Source organism: Brevibacterium senegalense (assembly GCF_000285835.1).
Taxonomy (GTDB): domain Bacteria; phylum Actinomycetota; class Actinomycetes; order Actinomycetales; family Brevibacteriaceae; genus Brevibacterium; species Brevibacterium senegalense.
Genome location: NZ_HE978602.1, coordinates 66,499 through 82,475 on the forward strand (window position 1 = coordinate 66,499; position 15,977 = coordinate 82,475).

The 15,977-nt window shown below is 67.7% G+C and carries 16 protein-coding genes, 1 pseudogene and 1 other annotated feature; of the genes and pseudogenes, 10 read left to right on the plus strand and 7 right to left on the minus strand.

Annotation, left to right across the window (positions count from 1 at the left end):
* Window positions 1-100, minus strand: a sequence feature (AL1L pseudoknot).
* From HGBR_RS06175 to HGBR_RS06185, 3 genes and pseudogenes are all read right to left on the minus strand, one after another.
* Window positions 1-387: pseudogene (locus HGBR_RS06175) on the minus strand (transposase); the annotation flags it as partial. (Overlaps the previous feature by 100 nt.)
* 262 nt (window positions 388-649) lie before the next feature.
* On the minus strand, window positions 650-802 hold the full coding sequence (locus tag HGBR_RS20350; protein ID WP_019158463.1) for a hypothetical protein: 153 nt from the start codon (window positions 800-802) through the stop codon (window positions 650-652).
* 31 nt (window positions 803-833) lie between these two features.
* Window positions 834-2,072, minus strand: a complete 1,239-nt coding sequence (locus tag HGBR_RS06185; RefSeq protein ID WP_019481141.1) for an alpha-D-ribose 1-methylphosphonate 5-triphosphate diphosphatase — start codon at window positions 2,070-2,072, stop codon at window positions 834-836.
* Window positions 2,073-2,244: 172 nt separating this feature from the next.
* On the opposite strand from HGBR_RS06185, the gene phnC reads away from it, so the two are divergent.
* The 5 genes from phnC (at window position 2,245) to HGBR_RS06210 (ending at window position 6,643) form a co-directional block, all read left to right on the plus strand.
* Window positions 2,245-3,045, plus strand: a complete 801-nt coding sequence (gene phnC / locus HGBR_RS06190) for a phosphonate ABC transporter ATP-binding protein (protein ID WP_019158465.1) — start codon at window positions 2,245-2,247, stop codon at window positions 3,043-3,045.
* A 100-nt stretch (window positions 3,046-3,145) separates the two neighbouring features.
* Window positions 3,146-4,024, plus strand: coding sequence for a phosphate/phosphite/phosphonate ABC transporter substrate-binding protein (phnD, locus tag HGBR_RS06195; RefSeq protein WP_026077382.1), 879 nt, complete (start codon window positions 3,146-3,148; stop codon window positions 4,022-4,024).
* Window positions 4,021-4,857, plus strand: a complete 837-nt coding sequence (gene phnE / locus HGBR_RS06200; protein ID WP_019158467.1) for a phosphonate ABC transporter, permease protein PhnE — start codon at window positions 4,021-4,023, stop codon at window positions 4,855-4,857. Before phnD ends, phnE begins: the two co-directional genes overlap by 4 nt.
* Window positions 4,854-5,891 carry a phosphonate dehydrogenase gene (locus HGBR_RS06205; RefSeq protein WP_019481145.1) on the plus strand — a complete coding sequence of 346 codons (1,038 nt, stop codon included), beginning with the start codon at window positions 4,854-4,856 and terminating at the stop codon, window positions 5,889-5,891. The genes phnE and HGBR_RS06205 overlap by 4 nt, the downstream gene beginning before the upstream one ends.
* Complete coding sequence (locus HGBR_RS06210) at window positions 5,888-6,643, plus strand: GntR family transcriptional regulator (RefSeq protein ID WP_245533279.1); 756 nt, start codon at window positions 5,888-5,890, stop codon at window positions 6,641-6,643. The genes HGBR_RS06205 and HGBR_RS06210 overlap by 4 nt, the downstream gene beginning before the upstream one ends.
* A 56-nt stretch (window positions 6,644-6,699) precedes the next feature.
* Here HGBR_RS06210 and HGBR_RS20715 read toward each other — a convergent pair whose 3' ends face one another.
* Genes HGBR_RS20715 through HGBR_RS16705 form a run of 3 tightly spaced genes read right to left on the minus strand, consistent with a single transcriptional unit; the run spans window position 6,700 to window position 9,357 of the window.
* On the minus strand, window positions 6,700-7,578 hold the full coding sequence (locus HGBR_RS20715) for a type IV secretory system conjugative DNA transfer family protein (protein ID WP_245533280.1): 879 nt from the start codon (window positions 7,576-7,578) through the stop codon (window positions 6,700-6,702).
* Entirely contained in the window at window positions 7,523-8,437 is a 915-nt protein-coding gene (locus HGBR_RS20720) for a type IV secretory system conjugative DNA transfer family protein (protein WP_245533281.1), read from the minus strand. Before HGBR_RS20720 ends, HGBR_RS20715 begins: the two co-directional genes overlap by 56 nt.
* A complete protein-coding gene (locus HGBR_RS16705; protein WP_019158470.1) occupies window positions 8,437-9,357 on the minus strand; it encodes a hypothetical protein in 921 nt (306 codons plus the stop codon). Before HGBR_RS16705 ends, HGBR_RS20720 begins: the two co-directional genes overlap by 1 nt.
* A 169-nt stretch (window positions 9,358-9,526) precedes the next feature.
* On the opposite strand from HGBR_RS16705, the gene HGBR_RS18725 reads away from it, so the two are divergent.
* Window positions 9,527-9,892 (plus strand): excalibur calcium-binding domain-containing protein, encoded by a 366-nt coding sequence (locus HGBR_RS18725; protein ID WP_218915951.1) that lies wholly within the window; start codon window positions 9,527-9,529, stop codon window positions 9,890-9,892.
* 197 nt (window positions 9,893-10,089) lie between these two features.
* On the opposite strand, the gene HGBR_RS06230 is transcribed toward HGBR_RS18725, so the two are convergent.
* Window positions 10,090-11,049: a LysR family transcriptional regulator gene (locus HGBR_RS06230; RefSeq protein WP_019158472.1), complete on the minus strand. Its 960-nt coding sequence runs from the start codon at window positions 11,047-11,049 to the stop codon at window positions 10,090-10,092.
* A 161-nt stretch (window positions 11,050-11,210) separates the two neighbouring features.
* Between HGBR_RS06230 and HGBR_RS06235 the strand changes: the two genes are divergently transcribed.
* From HGBR_RS06235 to HGBR_RS06250, 4 genes are all read left to right on the plus strand, one after another.
* Window positions 11,211-12,650 carry an aromatic ring-hydroxylating oxygenase subunit alpha gene (locus HGBR_RS06235; protein WP_019158473.1) on the plus strand — a complete coding sequence of 480 codons (1,440 nt, stop codon included), beginning with the start codon at window positions 11,211-11,213 and terminating at the stop codon, window positions 12,648-12,650.
* Window positions 12,647-13,792, plus strand: a complete 1,146-nt coding sequence (locus tag HGBR_RS06240) for a flavin reductase family protein (RefSeq protein WP_019158474.1) — start codon at window positions 12,647-12,649, stop codon at window positions 13,790-13,792. Before HGBR_RS06235 ends, HGBR_RS06240 begins: the two co-directional genes overlap by 4 nt.
* A gap of 205 nt (window positions 13,793-13,997) precedes the next feature.
* A complete protein-coding gene (locus HGBR_RS06245; protein WP_019158475.1) occupies window positions 13,998-14,474 on the plus strand; it encodes a DUF2087 domain-containing protein in 477 nt (158 codons plus the stop codon).
* A 187-nt stretch (window positions 14,475-14,661) separates the two neighbouring features.
* Entirely contained in the window at window positions 14,662-15,879 is a 1,218-nt protein-coding gene (locus HGBR_RS06250) for a cobalamin-independent methionine synthase II family protein (RefSeq protein ID WP_019158476.1), read from the plus strand.
* Window positions 15,880-15,977: the final 98 nt, after the last annotated feature.

Below are 15,977 nucleotides of genomic sequence, written 5' to 3' on the forward strand. Positions count from 1 at the left end.
GCACCCTGCAGATCGGCTCGACCCCGTGCTCATCCCTGTGCGCGTCGATGAACGCGCACATCACCGCGAGGGGCGGTCGAGCTCCGCCGCGAAGAAAGCCGAGGCTTGCCGCAGGATCGTGTTCGCGCGCCTGAGCTCGCGGTTCTCCCGTTCAAGCTCCGCCATCCGAGCCGCGTCTTCCGACGTAGTACCCGGCCTGAGGCCTTCATCAACCTCGGCCTTCTTCACCCAGGTACGCAGCGCTTCGGGGTGGACACCGAGTTGCTCGCCGATCCGATTGAACGCGCCCCTGCGAGCTTCGGGATCTTTGCGCGCATCGATCGCCATCCTCGTGGCTCGCTCGCGTAGCTCGTCGGGGTACTTTCGTGGTGCGACCATGCCGCCCATCCTTCCGGGTTATCGATGTCTCCATTAAACCCGGGGCGATTCAGTACGTGGTCCCCGATTTCCACCCCGTGCCACAGGCAGCCGGGGTCGACGACGGTCGGGCCGACCCGCGCACTGGTGAGGTCGAGAATGCAGGTGCAGATCGTCGAACGAACAGGATTCATCCGCCGAAGCTATCAAAGTTGCAAGATCGACTTAGAGCGTTACGAACTGTAATCGACCATCGAGCGGGGGTTCGGCGAGGGCCCGGAGAGGATCCAAGTCATTCTTTGATTCTCCAGGCCTGGGGCGCTCGGCTCACGATCTGGTCGATCCCCTCCAAGTGGTGTTTGCGCTCGGGCACGATCACCGGTGTGAGCGGCCCGTCACGGTTCCGCGACGCCTGGATCTCCACCAAACCGATCTCGGTCAACACGGTCTCGAGCTAAGCCACACGTCGGACGTGTTCACACTTCAGCAGCAGTGGCGGCTCTCATCGTGATCGCCGAGGGCCACGTCTTGCTGAAATCGACGAGTACCAGGTCGGCGACCGTTCCCTCTGTGAGGGTGCCGCGGTCGTCGAGACCGACGCACGCGGCCGGTCCCGAGGTGACGAGACGCACGGCTTCTGGGAGTGTCGCGATTCTCTGGCTCACCAGCCGCACCACACTCGGCAGCAGCGACGTTGGAATGTAGTCGCTCGCGAGCCCATCCACCAGGCCAGCAGATACAAGCTCAGCCGCAGAAACATTTCCCGTGTGGGACCTACCCCGAACGACGTTCGGCGCTCCAGCGATGACGAGCATTCCCTGGTCTCGGGCGGCGCGCGCCGCTTCTAACGTCGTCGGGAACTCTGCCACCGAACATCCGAGCGCGGCCGCCGCTTCGACGTCGTCCCGCGTCGCCAAGTCATGACCGAAGAGCCGGATCAGGCCCTTCCGGGCAAGGCTTTCCAGCCATGCAAGCACGCGATCCCGCACGCCCTGTCGTTTCTCGCGGCTGCTGCGCCACCATTCGACGTGGTCGGCGGCGTCATCCTGCGACATTCCCTCGTTCAGCACGAGCCAGCGCTGCATCGTCATCGGATCTGCGAATTGCCCCTGTCCGGGCGTGTGGTCTTCATATGACACGACCGGCACACCTGCGCCCCGGCCCTCAGGCGCCGGGCTTCCGGAGCGGTCAGCAGGACGGGATAAGAGCTCGGCTCGCGGCTCAAGTTCCTTCTCGAGCAGTTCGCGGCCGTATTCGCAGCGTACGTCGAGCCGATGCAGGACCTGGTGGTCGACTTGCCTGTCGTCCGTGCAAGCGAGGGCTTCCGAAAGCTCGGACGCGGCAGGAGAGTCAATGGCGGTCCCTACAATCGATCGCTCCTGGAACGCCAGCCCGTGGAGGACCGTGGTGGTCCCCGCAGCTCGAAGGCGCGCACCAGCCGATGCAATGGCAAGACTCGGATCGAGGACGACTCCCGGCCGGGGCCTCATCTCGCGCGACAACATGTCGCTGTGGACGTCGATGAGGCCCGGCAGCAGGTATGCCCCGCGAACATCGAGGTCACAGGAGGCCCCGGGAGGATGCGGCCCGACGTGCGCAATCCGGCCACCACGCACGACTAGCCTGGCGTCCTCGATGACCACGTCCGGCAGCACGGCGGAGGCATGGCCGATCACCAGATCGCTCACTGCGCCGTCCGGGGTAAAGGGTGTCATGGCTGATCAGCCTGACATTTGCTTCTTGCCTGGATGTGTACGCCGCCTTAACTGCTGTGGGTGAACGGGCTGTTTCATCGGGGTTCACAAACCGTTGTCTCCCACAGCGCCCGGACTTCACAAGTCCTCTATACGTTTTCACTCGTACAGCGCACTCGTATAGAGGACTTTCATGATAGAGCTCGTCGATGTCAGCAAGACTTACGAAGGCGGCGTTCAAGCATTGGCCCGAACCGATCTGTCGATCGAGCGCGGAAAAGTCACCGTGCTGCTCGGCCCGTCGGGTGCCGGCAAGTCGACCTTGCTGCGATGCATGAACCTGCTCGTCAAACCCACCACCGGCTCCGTGCGGGTTGACGGGACGGCGTCACTCGACTCCCGCCGCGAATTGCGTCGACACCGCCGCCGCACGGGGATGGTATTCCAACACCACCAGCTGATCCCACGCTTCTCGGCCTTGCGCAACGTGCTCCTCGGCCGGGTCGGTTATCACAGCTTCTGGCAGAGCATCCTGCCCTCCAGTCGCGGCGACCAGCGCATCGCGCTCGAAGCGCTCGAACGCGTCGGACTGCTGGACAAGGCCCTGACCCGGGTAGACAACCTGAGCGGTGGCATGCAGCAGCGAGTAGGCATCGCTCGAGCGCTCGCGCAGCAACCGGACCTGATCCTTGCCGATGAGCCGGTCGCCAGCCTCGATCCCAACTCTGCGCGTCGCGTGATGGAGCTGCTGCGCCGAGTCTGTCAGGAGAACGGCATCACCCTGGTTGCCAGCCTCCACCAGGTCGACCTCGCGCTCGAGCACGCCGACCGCATCGTCGGCCTGGCACACGGGGAAATCGTCTACGACGGCCCTGCAGCCGGGGTCACCGATGAGGATTTGCTGGTGATTTACGGCGGCGTGCCCGCCGACGAGCAGGCCGATGCCCTTCCACTGTCGGCACAGACCGTTTCGCTGCCGACTTCTGCTGACTAGCAAACGCTCAGGACTCAATAACCTCGACCGCCACCCCCGAGATCGACCACCTTCCGAACTGCTGAAACAGGAGTGAATTCCCATGCCTAGACCCACCCGCTTGGCGACTGCCGCGATCGCTGTAACGACTGCCTTCACCTTCGTCCTCTCCGGTTGTGGTGCCAGTTCAGAGGCAACCACCGCCCCGGAAACCCTCCGCGTTGCGCTGCTTCCCGACGAGAACGCGTTGGAGGTGATCAAGAACAATGAGCCCCTCAAGGAGCACCTCGAAAAGGAACTCGCGCTTGACGTCGAGCTCGTGGTGACGACCGATTACTCCTCGATGATCGAGGCGATGGCCCGCGGCCGCATCGACCTCGGCTACTTCGGCCCTCTGTCCTACGTCCTCGCCCAGGAGAAGGCCGACATCGAGCCCTTCGCCGCCCTGCAGGAAGTCGAGGGTGAGGACCCGACATACCAGGCAGTGTTCATCGCCAACGCGGATTCCGGCATCGAGGACCTCGCGGATGTCGCCGGCAAGACCGTTGCGTGGGGAGACCAGGCCAGCACGTCCAGTCACCTCATTCCCAAGGCCATGCTCGCCGAAGAGGCGGACCTCCGAGTAGACCAGGGTGACTACGAGGAACAGCACGTCGACTCCCATGATGCTGTGGCCTTGGCAGTGCAGAACGCCAATGCGGACGCGGGGGGCATGAGCTTGCCCATCTATGAGCGCATGGTCGAGGAGGGGCTCATCGACTCCGAGACTGTCGTGAAAGTCCAGGAATCGGATCCCTATGCCAACTACCCCTGGACGATGCAGTCCAATCTGCCCGAGGACCTGAAGGAGAAGCTGCGGGCGGCGTTCCTGGAACTCGACGATCCCGAGGTGCTCGAACCATTCGGAGCCGCCGGCTTCGCAGAGGTTGCCGATTCGGACTACGATCAGATTCGCGACCTCGCTCCGCTGCTCGACATCGATCTCGAGGATTACCAGTGAGCAGCCCCGCGGTCAGCGTGCCGCGCGAGGATCGCAGAGAGCAGGAATACCAGCGAATCACCGACCAGGCACAATCCGGCTGGAGGCGCTCGTTCTCCATCACGGGCTTGATCCTCGTCGCGGTGATCCTGAGTGCCTGGGCCGTGGGTCTGCTCGACGCCAACCGCATGGTCACAGGCCTCGCCGACATTGCCGACCTGCTCAGCGAGATGTGGGTGCCGGACTTCACCCATCTGAACAGCTGGTGGGGGCCCCTGCTCGACTCGATGACAATGAGCATCGCGGCCACAGCACTGGCTGTGCTGCTCTCCGTCCCTCTCGCATTGCTCGGAGCACGCAACACCTCACCGCACCCGGCGATCTACTGGGTCGCGCGGCTCATCCTGAACGTGCTGCGATCAGTGCCCGAACTGATCATGGCGATCGTATTCGTCGCCGCCGTCGGCTTCGGCGCGCTGCCCGGGGCTTTGGCATTGGGGATCCATTCTGCCGGCATGGTGGGAAAGTTCTTCGCCGAAGCGATTGAGCACGCTGCCGAAGCCCCTGTCGAGGCCGCCAGGGCGACAGGAGCCGGCCCGGCCCAAGTGATTCTCCACGGCATCCTGCCCCAGGTGCTGCCGCAGATGGCCGACGTCACCGTCTACAGGTGGGAGCTCAATTTCCGAGCGTCGATCGTCGTCGGGGTCGTCGGCGCCGGCGGCATCGGCTTCGAACTCATCGCCGCCCTGCGAACCCTCCAGTACGACGAGGTCGCCGCAATCCTGCTCGTCATCCTGGCCACCGTGACCGTAGTCGACGCTCTCGGCGGAGCGTTGCGAAAGAGGTTCCAATGAAACAACACAGTCGACGTCCGAAGGTCGTACTGACGCACCGCGTGCATGCGCCGATCCTCGAATTGCTCAGCGAAAGCTGCGAAGTTGTCGCCAACCAGAGCGACAGCAGTCTCCCGGCCTCCGAGGTGCGGCGCCGCGCAGCAGAGGCCGAAGGATTGATGGTGTTCATGCCCGACCGGGTCGATGCAGAGCTCCTCGACTCATGCCCCAACCTGAAGGTGGTCGCGGGAGCCCTCAAAGGGAACGACAACATCGACGTCGAGGCTTGCACAGAGCGAGGCATCTGGCTGACCAGGGTCGAGGACCTCCTGACCGAGCCCACTGCAGAACTGGCGGTCGGACTGCTCATCGGGCTCGCGCGGAACATCACCGCCGGGGACCGCCGGGTGCGCTCGAATTTCGCCGGGTGGCGGCCGACGCTCTACGGGAGGACCCTCGTAGGATCGACGATCGGCATCGTAGGGGCAGGCAACCTCGGCCGGGCTGTTGCACGGATGTTGCGGGGATTCGCACCCGAGTTGCTCTACTTCGACCCTGAACCGCTATCGGCGGCCGATGAAGCACTACTCGACATCCGGCGTGCGGACCTGTCCGACCTGCTGGAGCGCAGCGACGCTGTTGTGGTCTGCGCCCCACTGTCGGCGGAGACAGTCCACTTGCTCGACCGGAATCGGCTCGAGTCAATACGACCGGGGGCGCTACTCGTCAACGTCGGCCGCGGCTCCGTCGTCGACGAATCCGCGGTGATCGAGCTCCTACGCGCCGGACAGCTCGGTGGCTTCGCGGCTGACGTTTTCGAGTTCGAGGACCTGTCCCGACCGGACCGGCCCGCTGCCATCTCCGCCGAGCTGTTGGCGATGCAGGACCGCACGCTGTTCACGCCACACCTGGGATCTGCCGTGGCCGCGACTCGTCTCAAAATTGAGGAGCACGCCGCCACTGCCATACTGCAGGCCCTTGCAGGGCATGAACCACACGGAGCCGTCAACCGCCCGTGTGGCGTGGGATCTGCTGGAACGCCTACTGCCCTATGATCGGTCCTATCGATCACAGCAAGACGAAGAAGCCTGCCTCTCGCACCCCGTTGTACCTGGCCGCCGCGGACTCCCTCGCTGAGCAGATCGCTGACCAGCCCGTGGGGACTCGCCTGCCGTCAGAAGACGAGCTTGCCGGTCAGCTCGGGGTCAGCCGACTCACCGCGCGGGCAGCACTGGCTGAGCTGGAGAGGCGCTACCTTGTTCGTCGGCGACAGGGAAGCGGAACATACGTCTCCCGACGAGTCGATTACACGATCAGTCGACATCATCCGCCGTCGTGGAGTCAGAGTGTTCGTAGCGCCGGGCTCACCCCCGAGGTGCGCACCACGGGCTGGCGCCTCGAATACCCGCCACCCGAGGTCCGCCGCCGGATGAACATCGGCGCGAGGCAGCAGGTGCTGGTGATCTCACGTGACCGGTACATCGACGATGAACTGGTCGGATTCGCCGAAACCTTCCTCGATACGCACCTGGTCCCTGACTTGCCCCAAGTTCTCGAGCCGTCCGCATCGCTGCACGACGTGCTGGCTGATCACTACAGACTCCAGCCCGTACGAGGATGGTTCGGGGTCGCTATCGATCCAGCGACACCGGAAGTCGCCGAGCATCTCGGCCTCAGCGGTCGCCCGCCGGTCATCTCCATCCGCTCACGAACCGATGCCGTTGCCCAGAATAGCCGTCCAGTGGAACTCACCGTCTCGTGGCTCAGGGCCGATGTCTTTCGCATCGAGATCGACTTCGACACGTAAGGCGCCTCACGCGGTTTAGATCTAGAAGCCACTGAAGACCGCTGTAGGTGGTATTGCTATGGCTGGGCGGCGTTTCGGGCGGCCAGTTGTTCGTAGTAGTCCTTGGAGGCGGTCACGTCGGGCCCGTAGGGCTGGGTGCTGTAGTGCTCCAGCTCCACCAGCGCCGGCGGCAGACCGGATGCCGACAGCACGGCACGGCCGCGGGGCAGGGCGGCGAGGTCGCCCACGTCCAGGAGGCGTTCGCGCTGGATGGCGGTGGACACGGACCGGCCGCCCTTCTGGGTGGAAGAGGTGCGGCGGATGACGTCGTGGTCCCCGATGAGCTGGGACAAAAACGGCAGGAACGCGGAGTCCGACAAGCCCGACCCGGCGACCCGGATGTTCGCCGCACTCCAGAGCTTCTTCATGCCCTTCTCGCCGAAAGCCTCCAGGCCCTGGTCCCAGCCCTGGAAGAAGGAGGACAGCACGATCCCGCGGGAGCCGTAGTGCGAGTACACGTCCGGCAGCTGACGCCAGCGCACGACGTTGGCGACCTCATCGAGGACCCCGGTCATCGGCGGGGAGAGCCGCCCGCCGGGGTTCAGAGCGGCGATCTGTTCGGCCTCGGTCAGCACCGCCACCGCCAGGGCCCCGGCGATGGCCCGGGTGGACCCGGCACCTTCCTTGGAGATCAGGTACAGGGTGTCGGTGGAGGCCGCGAAGCGTTTCGGGTCGAACTCGGCGCGGCCGAGCACTCCGGTGTCCCGCACCCACGGCACCACCCGGTCATAGGACAGCACGTTGACCCAGGGGCGCATGGTCCCATACACGCCGTCGCGCTGCTTCGGGGTCAGCTGCTGGATCTTGGCCAGCGAGGCGGCCACCGCCGTCTGCCCATGCTCAAGCAACAGGTCCCGCGGGGTCTTGTCGTCGGGGGCCTGGGCCCAGACGAACACGTCGGTGATGGGCCTGCCCCCCCACCGATGCCGCGTAGAAGAGCATGGCCAGCAGCCGGCGGCCGTCGGACTCGAAGTAGGCGTCCTGGGTGGCCCCGGCACTGGTGGCCGAGGACACGAAGATGTCCGCCAGGGCCTCGGCCCGCTCCATCCCCGTGATGAAGGACAGCGGGTTCCACCACCAGGTGGGTTCTTCCCCGATGATGCCCTGCACGTCGTGGACCCACACCACCCCGGTCCGGGACCGGGGCCCGCGGGTCAGGTCCACGAGGTCGCGCTTGTTCGAGGTGGCCACGACGGGCCCCTTGGTCTCCAGGACCTGGGGGACGCACACACTGGTGGTCTTGCCCGCCCGGGGTCCCATGAGCCAGATCTGCACCCATTCCCAGGAGGCGTAAAGCCGCTTGCCGTTGTAGACCAGCTTGGCCAGCGGCACCCCCGGCCCGGCGGCGAGGGCCCGGAGCCGCTCGGCATCCCGGGCGGCGTGGGGCTCGGTGAGGGCGTCGAACTCGCGGGCCTTGGCCATCTTCGGCGCTAGATGGTCGATGCGGGTCCGGGTCTTCTGGGTGCGGCGCACCACCACGACGAAGGCGGCCGCGACCACCAGCAGCACCACCAGGCCGAGACCGAACACGGCCAGCTGCACGCCACCGACCGGTACGTTTCCGGTGGCCTGGCCGAGCAGCAGCTCCACCGGGCCGCCGGCGGTGTGGGTGCGGGTCGCGGGGTCGAGCCAGGCCCCGACCGTCCAGAGCAGCGCCCCGCCGAGGACGGCGGTGAGGACTCCGGCGGCTAGCACCCAGCCGGTCTCGGCCGAGGCCGGCTGGGTGCGCCGGCCGGGGCGGGGGTCTCCGAGCATCACTGCACCATGTCCCAGTCGCGGTTGGTGTTGGTGTTGTCGATCTCCAGGTCGGTGAGCTGAACGTGCAGGGGCACCCCGGCCTCCTTGCCGGTCTTGAGCAGGAAGTTCCCCGCCCCGGGGCGCAAGCCGGCTTTGCCGGTCCAGGCGTCCACCGGGGCCTCGGCGATCCAGTCCGAGAGTTGGTAGACCTCGGCGCGGGAGAGGCCGAACACCTCCCGCAGATTGCCCATCTCGCCCTCGGCCAGCCCGCCGAGGAACACCATGGCGGAGCGTTCCACGAACCCCCAGGCGGTGGCCGTCAGGTGCGGTTCGGCCAGTTTGAGGTCGTTCATGGTGTGGGTGACCATCACCTGGGCCATCATCCGGCCCCTGTTGAGGCGGGTGATGGCGTCGATGAAGTGCACCATGTCGGCCGAGGCCCGCAGGATGCGCCAGAGCTCGTCCATGACCAGCAGGTAGGTCTTCCGTTGCCGTCCCTCGTCGGCGGCCAGGTACGCCTCCGCCGAGACGGTCGCGGAGCCGAGATTCCAGCACAGGGACTGCACCGCGGCCATGAGCACGTGGTCGTTCTCGTTGACCCCGGAGATGTCGAACACGGCCGGACGGCCGACCTCGATGTGCTCGGAGGTCGGCTCGGAGAACATCGTCCCGTACATCCCCGACGGGCCCAGGGAGATCAGCGCGTCGAGGACCTCCCGGACGCGGGCGTCGTAGTCGGCGTCGTTGTCGTGGGTCAGGGTGACCGCCCGCAGGGATGCCGGCCGGGCGGTGATGTGGGCGATGACGTCGCCCAGAAGCGGCGGGGAGGTCAGGTCCGGGTCCAGGTCTGTCAGGGCGGTGGCGATCACGGAGCGCTCGTGCGGGGCGAGCTCACGGCCGAGCATCATCCCCACCACCCCGGCGATCAGCGACCACACACCCGGGAGTGGGGCCAAATCAAAGCATCACAGTGGGGCCAAATGAGGTTGTCATACTCACGCGACGTGGCTGCCGCCGCGCAAGGGGTACCGGTGTGAGTATGTCGCCCGTCAGATCCGGGTGAAGCACGACTACGGCCTGTGGGTCACGCAACCGGAGTTCGACGCGATGGAGCGGCTGCTGCTCGACTGCGATGAGGACGCGTTCGGTGAGGACGACTGGCCCGGTCGCGGTGGCGGAGATGTGCGGGAGACGGTGTCGGGGTCATCGGGCGGGTCTTCGAGCGGATCGGGCGGGTCGTCTGGGAGGTCGAGCGGTTCCGGCGGTTCCGGAAGCGCGTCGTCCGGTGGGTCGTCAACCGGGTCGTCGGGACCCGGTGCGTCCTCGGGCGGTGGTTCGTCGTCGGGCTCAGGGAGCGTCTACTTCGAGAACTGCACCGCCGCGCGCGAGGCCGGGGCCGCTCCCGTGCACGCGGGCGAGCCGGGTTATGCCTCGCACCTCGACCGCGACGGCGACGGAGTCGGCTGCGAGTGAGCGCGGCGCGGTCGCGGCTTCGCGACGCATAGCCTGAGGGTCCGACACACCCGCGCCCGCGCGGTCCCGTCGAGCACGCAATCGGCGTGTCGAGGCTGAGGGGCCCGGCGCGGGTGGCAGTGCGCGGTCAGGCCCGCTCGCTCAGACGCACGCGGCCGGCTCGCCCCACATGACCATGACGCGAAGGGGCTCATCCGTCAGGTTATCGAGGTCGTGACCGGCCCCGGATGCCCCATCTCGCCTCGTCCCGCCTCGATCGCTCGTGCCGCATCGCCCAGAGCGGTGAGCGCGGCGTCCACCATGGGGCGGGCCTCACTGCCACGGCGGATGCCACTGAGGATCCGTCGCGACGGGACCGGATCGCCGGTCAGCGGCACGCGCACCACGTCGTGTCCGGCGGGCAGCCGCGCCAGTCGCGGGACGAGCGAGACTCCCAGGCCCGCGCTCACCAGCGCCGCGCCGGTCTCCCACTCGCGGGAGATGTGCGTCTCCCGGGGACGGAACCCCGCCGCCGAGCATGCCGCCAGCACCAGCCCGTGATACGTCGACCCCGGCCTGTCCATGATCCACGGTTCCTCCGCCGCGTCGATGAGGGCGACCGATTCCCGACTCGCCAGTGGATGTGACGCCGGCACCAGGAGGTCGAGCGGATCCTTCAGCAGGTCGTACTGGAGGAACCGCTGGTCGTTGCGGGCCGGCAGCGGATCCGTCGCGACGACGACGGCCACGTCAGCGCGCTCGGCCAGCAGCAGCTCGAAGCACTCGACGGGGTCGGCCTCGACGATCGTCACCTTCCCGCCCGGGAACGCCCGCCCCACCGCCGAGGCCGCGGCCGGCAGCAACGACCCCGCTGCGGTCGAGAAGCCGCACAGGGTGAGGGAGGGATCGCGCACCGCGTCGCCGGCCTGCAGCACCTGCCCGCGCATCTCCTCCCACCGCGTTCTCAGTTCGTGGGCGTGCTGCAGCAGGAGGAGGCCGGCGGCGGTGAACCGCAGCGTGCGCCCCCGCTGCTCCACCAGCGCGACACCCACATCGTCGGACAGGGTCTTGAGCTGGTGCGATACCGCGGAAGGTGTGTACGACAGCGCCTGTGCCGTCGCCGTCACCGTGCCCTTCTCCGCGAGCATCCGCAGCACCGTGAGTCTGCGATCGATCATGCAACCAGTCTGCACGATCTCATGGAATTCCGTTCGCTTATCTTTCCAGCATCAGTGGCCGACACTGAAGATACGGACCGGGGCGACGGGGCCTCCGCATCGGCACGCGGCGGCATCGCACCCTGGTGGACTCACTGCATCGACGCAAGGAGGGACCGACAATGACGACGATCCCACGCCCCACAGAGACCCTGGCCCGGCCCGGCACCGCGGCGGGCGCGGGCAGTGCCCGGGCCACGGCCTCGGCGGCGGCCGCCCAGCCCGGCACCTGGGAGCACGCGGTCGTGAACCGGCGCCCCGGATACTCGCTGGAGGCGCCCTTCTACACGGACCCGGAGTTCTACCGGAAGGACCTCGAGGCGGTCTTCCTGCGCACCTGGATCTTCGCCGCCTCCGTCGCCGAGGTCCCGGAGCCCGGCGATTTCGTCACCCTCGACGTGGGGCGGGCCTCCGTCATCATCATCCGCGACGATGACGAGGAGATCCGCGCCCACCACAACGTGTGCCGGCATCGGGGTGCTCGGCTGCTGATGGAGGTCTCGGGGTCGGTGGGCAACATCGTGTGCGGCTACCACCAGTGGACGTACTCGCCGGAGGGCGACCTCCTGCACGCCGGGGTGCAGGCGCCGGGCTTCGACCGGAAGGAGTTCTCGCTGCGGCCCGTGCACGTGCGCGTAGTCGCAGGCCTCATCTTCGTGTGCCTGGGAGCGGAGGCGCCGGGGGACATCGACGAGGTCGCGAAGCGGATCGGCCCCTACATCGCGCCGCACGCGCTGGAGCGGACGACGGTCGCGTTCCAGGAGGACATCGTCGAGGTCGCGAACTGGAAACTCGTGATGGAGAACAACCGCGAGTGCTACCACTGCGAGGCCGGCCATCCCGAGCTCACCTGCACGTTCTTCCCCACGTACGGGTACAGGGTGGAGGAGATCCCCGCCCGGCTCATGCCCGCCCACGACCGCTACCTGGCCGCCGAGCAGCTCCTGTCCGTCAACGCCGACCGCAACGGTCTGCTGACGGAGGCGATCGAGGAGCTGAGCGGCCGCCCCACCGGATTCCGCATCCAGCGGGAGGCCCTGGACGGAGCGGGCGAGTCGTACACGAAGGACGGGGCGGCGGCGTCGAAGAAGCTGCTGGGCGAGTTCGACACCCCTGTGCTGGGGCGACTGTCCCTGCACGTCCAGCCCAACACGTGGTTCCATTTCCTGGGCGACCACGTCGTCACGTTCGCGCTGGTGCCGCTCGATGTCGACCGCACGCTGGTGCGGACGACGTGGCTGGTCCACGAGGACGCGGTCGAGGGCGAGGACTACGACATCCCGCACATGACGGAGGTCTGGCACCAGACGAACGCGCAGGACGCCGTCCTGTGCGAGCGCGCGCAGCTGGGCGTCAGCAGCCCCGCCTACGTGCCCGGCCCCTACGCGCCGCACGAGTACCAGGTCGACGAGTTCATCGCCTGGTACCTGGAGCGGCTGAGGGACTACGGCGGGCTCGAGGGTGTGGCGGGTGCTGGTGGGGCTGGTGCGGCTGGTGCTGCTGCCGCTGGTGCGGTCGCGGGTTCCGGCGTTGGTGACAGCGGAGCGGAGGCGGCCTCATGACGACGTACTACGACGGCGGGTCGGGGACGCCCACGACCGAGGTGCCGACGGCCTCGGCGTGGGGTGCCTCGACGGCTCTGCCGCGGGACGAGTTCACCGGCGACCTCGTCTGCACCGCCCTCACGCCGGTCACGCACGACGTCCTCGACGTGACGCTGCGGGCGGCTGACGGCGGGACGCTGCCGTACTCGCCGGGCCAGTACTACACGTTCACCTTCCCGGGGCTGGGGCCGGGCGGGGAAGGTGTGGATCGGTGCTATTCGGTGAGCTCGGCGGCGGTGACCGGCGGGGGCGTCGAGGAGCTCACGATCACGGTCAAGCGGGTGCCGGGCGGGCCGGTCTCCGCGTTCGTGCACGAGCGCCTGCGCGTGGGTGACACGCTGCGCGCGGATGGACCGTACGGCGTGTTCGGCTCCGACGTGCGGCCCGGCGCGGGCGCGCTGTACCTGTCCGCGGGCAGCGGGATCACCCCGTTCCTGTCGATGATGCGGACGCGGGCGGTGCTGCTGGAGAAGGGCGAACGGAGCCTGCCACTGTGGTCGTCGGTCGTGCATGTGCACGCGGCGCACTCGCCGGCGGACCTCGTCCACCGCGTCGAGGTCATGGGCCTGTCCGACCGCCACGAGACCACCGTCATCCCGGTCTGCTCCGCGGATTCCCCCGCCGAGGCCTGGGCCGGCGTCCGCGGCCGCCTCACCGCCCAGAAACTGGCGGTCCTGGTGCCGGACCTCATGGAGCGCGAGGTCCTGGTGTGCGGGCCCACCGCGTTCATGGAGGCCGTCGTCGCGATGGTCGTGGACCTGGGCGTTCCGGCCGAGCGCATCCACCTCGAGTCGTACGTGTTCGGGGAGAAGCCGCGGGTGCCGGCCCAGGCCTCGGCGTGGGTGTTCTCCATCGAGTTCCGCGGTGCGGGGCGGACGGTGTCCTGCCCGGCGGGGACGACGATCCTGGCGGCGGCCAGGGAGGCGGGGATCGCGCACCCGTCGTCGTGCGCCGAGGGCGTGTGCGGCACCTGCAAGGCGACGATGGTGAGTGGCGAGGTGGACATGGACCACCAGGGCGGGATCCGGCCGCGGGAGGTGCGGGAGGGGAAGATCCTGCCGTGCTGCTCGGTGCCGCGGACGGACATCGTGCTGGAGTGAGGGTCGCGTGTCGCGGTGGCCCCGTGTGGGGGTAGCATGGCGGCGGCGCAGATCCATCGCCCAGCCATCGCACCGACCCCAGCTCGGACGCGCAGGTGAAGGGGAGCAGATCCTCGGATCACAGCACAAGCACGACCACCGTGGGACCAGTGACGAGTCACGCGCCGTGCAGGCTGGGGATGCGAGCGGCGCGGGAAGACCGCACATGACCACTCGGAGTGACTTCAAGACGATCGTCCGCGCTTGCATGGCGCGCACCGGCGAGAACTACACGACCGCCCGCGCAGCGCTGGAGCTGGATCGCGAGGCCGCGCGGATCGCACACGAGCGCCTCATCCGCCCGCATGTCGAGGGGGCCGGTGAGCACCTGCGCCTTCTTCGGATCCCCGCGCGCAGGCGCCCCCGATTCGCGGTGCTGCTGGAGCTGCTGGCCCGCTTCGTTCCCGGCGAGACCTACACGGAGACCCAGGTGAACGCGATCCTGCGCCCGGTCCACGACGACGTCGCGTACCTGCGGCGCGAACTCATCGACTACCGTCTGCTCGAACGCGATTCGCTGGGCACGTACTGGGTGGCGCCGCGCCCGCCGGTCCGCGACGGGAACGAGGCGCAGGAGTCGGGGGATTGGGAGCGGATCTGGTTGCCGGATTTCTTGGCGGTGGGTGAGCGAAAGACTGAGTGAGAGTGCGGATCGGCCGCGTCGGTTTGTGACGTTTCATCGCCTTCCGTGACGCTCCGCGCGGGCCAGCTGTACACGCGTGTGATGACCTGTGATCGTCCGCACGCGCCGCGGAGTCCTCGGAGACCGGGGTGCGGGCGGGATACCCAAGACACCTAGCCGGGTAACCGGGTTCCACAAGGAGATCACCATGTCCGACGCCATCCGCACCTCCCACGCCGGATCGCTTCCGCGCACCCCCGCCCTCATCGAGGCGAACGCCACAAAGGCCTCGGGGACCGCCAGCCCCGAGGAGTACGCCGCACTGCTGACCGACAGTGTCGTCGACCTGCTGCAGAGGCAGAAGGACCTGGGCATCACCGAGCCCAACGACGGCGAGTACGGGCACGCGATGGCCTCGCAGTTCGACTACGGCGCGTGGTGGCACTACTCGTTCAACCGGACGAACGGGCTGGAGATCTCCGGTGAGGGCCTGTGGAACCTCCCCAAGCAGGTGAGCGAGCCGGGCAACATCAAGCTCACCAGCTTCGCGGACCGCCGCGACCGCAACCTCTTCCCGGCCGCGTACAGCGATCCGGACGCGGGCACGGATACCGGCACGCAGCCGGGGTTCCCCGTGGCCGTCGGCCCGATCTCCTACGCCGGGCACGAGGCCGTCGCCCGTGACATCTCGAACGTGACGAAGGGCCTCGAAGCCGCCGGCTACGAAACGTCGCGCGGCTTCCTCAACGCGCTGTCGCCGGCCTCGGCCGCACGCATCGAGAACGAGCACTACGCCACCTACGAGGAGTTCGTGTGGGCGTGGGCGGATGTGCTGCGCGAGGAGTACCTCGCCATCACCGAGGCCGGACTCACCGTGCAGATCGACGACCCCTCGCTGGCGGAGAACTTCGACCAGATCAACCCCGAGCCCAGCTACGACGACTACCAGGCCTTCACGCAGCTGAGCATCGACGCGCTCAACCACGCCCTGCGCGGCATCGACCCGCAGCAGGTCCGGGTGCACACGTGTTGGGGCTCCTGGCACGGACCCCACGTGACAGACCTGCCGTTCTCCGTCATCGTCGACCAGGTCCTCACGATCAACGCCGCCGGCATCACGTTCGAGGCGGCGAACGTCCGCCACGAGCACGAGTGGAAGATCTGGAAGGACGTCACGCTGCCGGACGACAAATACATCATCCCGGGCATCGTCTCCCACTCGACGAACGTCGTGGAGCACCCGGAGCTCGTCGCGGATCGGGTCTCGCGCCTGGCGAACCTCGTGGGTGCCGATCGCGTCGTGGCCTCGACGGACTGCGGCCTGGGCGGTCGCGTCCACCCGGAGATCGCAGTCGCGAAGCTGCAGTCGCTGGTCGAGGGCACGCGGATCGCGTCGGAGTCGTTCAATCGCTCGGTGCTCGTCTGACGAGAGCCGCTCCCCGATCCCGTCACTGAGTGACATGAGACGGCCGGGTGTTCCCGCCACTTCGCGTGGTGGGGACGCCCGGCCGTCTGTCGTGTGGG

Coding starts and splice junctions, on each gene's coding strand:
- HGBR_RS18725 (WP_218915951.1), top strand. CDS start 9,527: ATGGAGCGGCTGCTGCTCGACTGCGATGAGGACGCGTTCGGTGAGGAC.
- HGBR_RS20720 (WP_245533281.1), bottom strand. CDS start 8,437: ATGCTCGGAGACCCCCGCCCCGGCCGGCGCACCCAGCCGGCCTCGGCC.
- phnC (WP_019158465.1), top strand. CDS start 2,245: ATGATAGAGCTCGTCGATGTCAGCAAGACTTACGAAGGCGGCGTTCAA.
- HGBR_RS06205 (WP_019481145.1), top strand. CDS start 4,854: ATGAAACAACACAGTCGACGTCCGAAGGTCGTACTGACGCACCGCGTG.
- HGBR_RS06235 (WP_019158473.1), top strand. CDS start 11,211: ATGACGACGATCCCACGCCCCACAGAGACCCTGGCCCGGCCCGGCACC.
- HGBR_RS06250 (WP_019158476.1), top strand. CDS start 14,662: ATGTCCGACGCCATCCGCACCTCCCACGCCGGATCGCTTCCGCGCACC.
- HGBR_RS06210 (WP_245533279.1), top strand. CDS start 5,888: ATGATCGGTCCTATCGATCACAGCAAGACGAAGAAGCCTGCCTCTCGC.
- HGBR_RS06230 (WP_019158472.1), bottom strand. CDS start 11,049: ATGATCGATCGCAGACTCACGGTGCTGCGGATGCTCGCGGAGAAGGGC.
- HGBR_RS06245 (WP_019158475.1), top strand. CDS start 13,998: ATGACCACTCGGAGTGACTTCAAGACGATCGTCCGCGCTTGCATGGCG.
- HGBR_RS06240 (WP_019158474.1), top strand. CDS start 12,647: ATGACGACGTACTACGACGGCGGGTCGGGGACGCCCACGACCGAGGTG.
- HGBR_RS06185 (WP_019481141.1), bottom strand. CDS start 2,072: ATGACACCCTTTACCCCGGACGGCGCAGTGAGCGATCTGGTGATCGGC.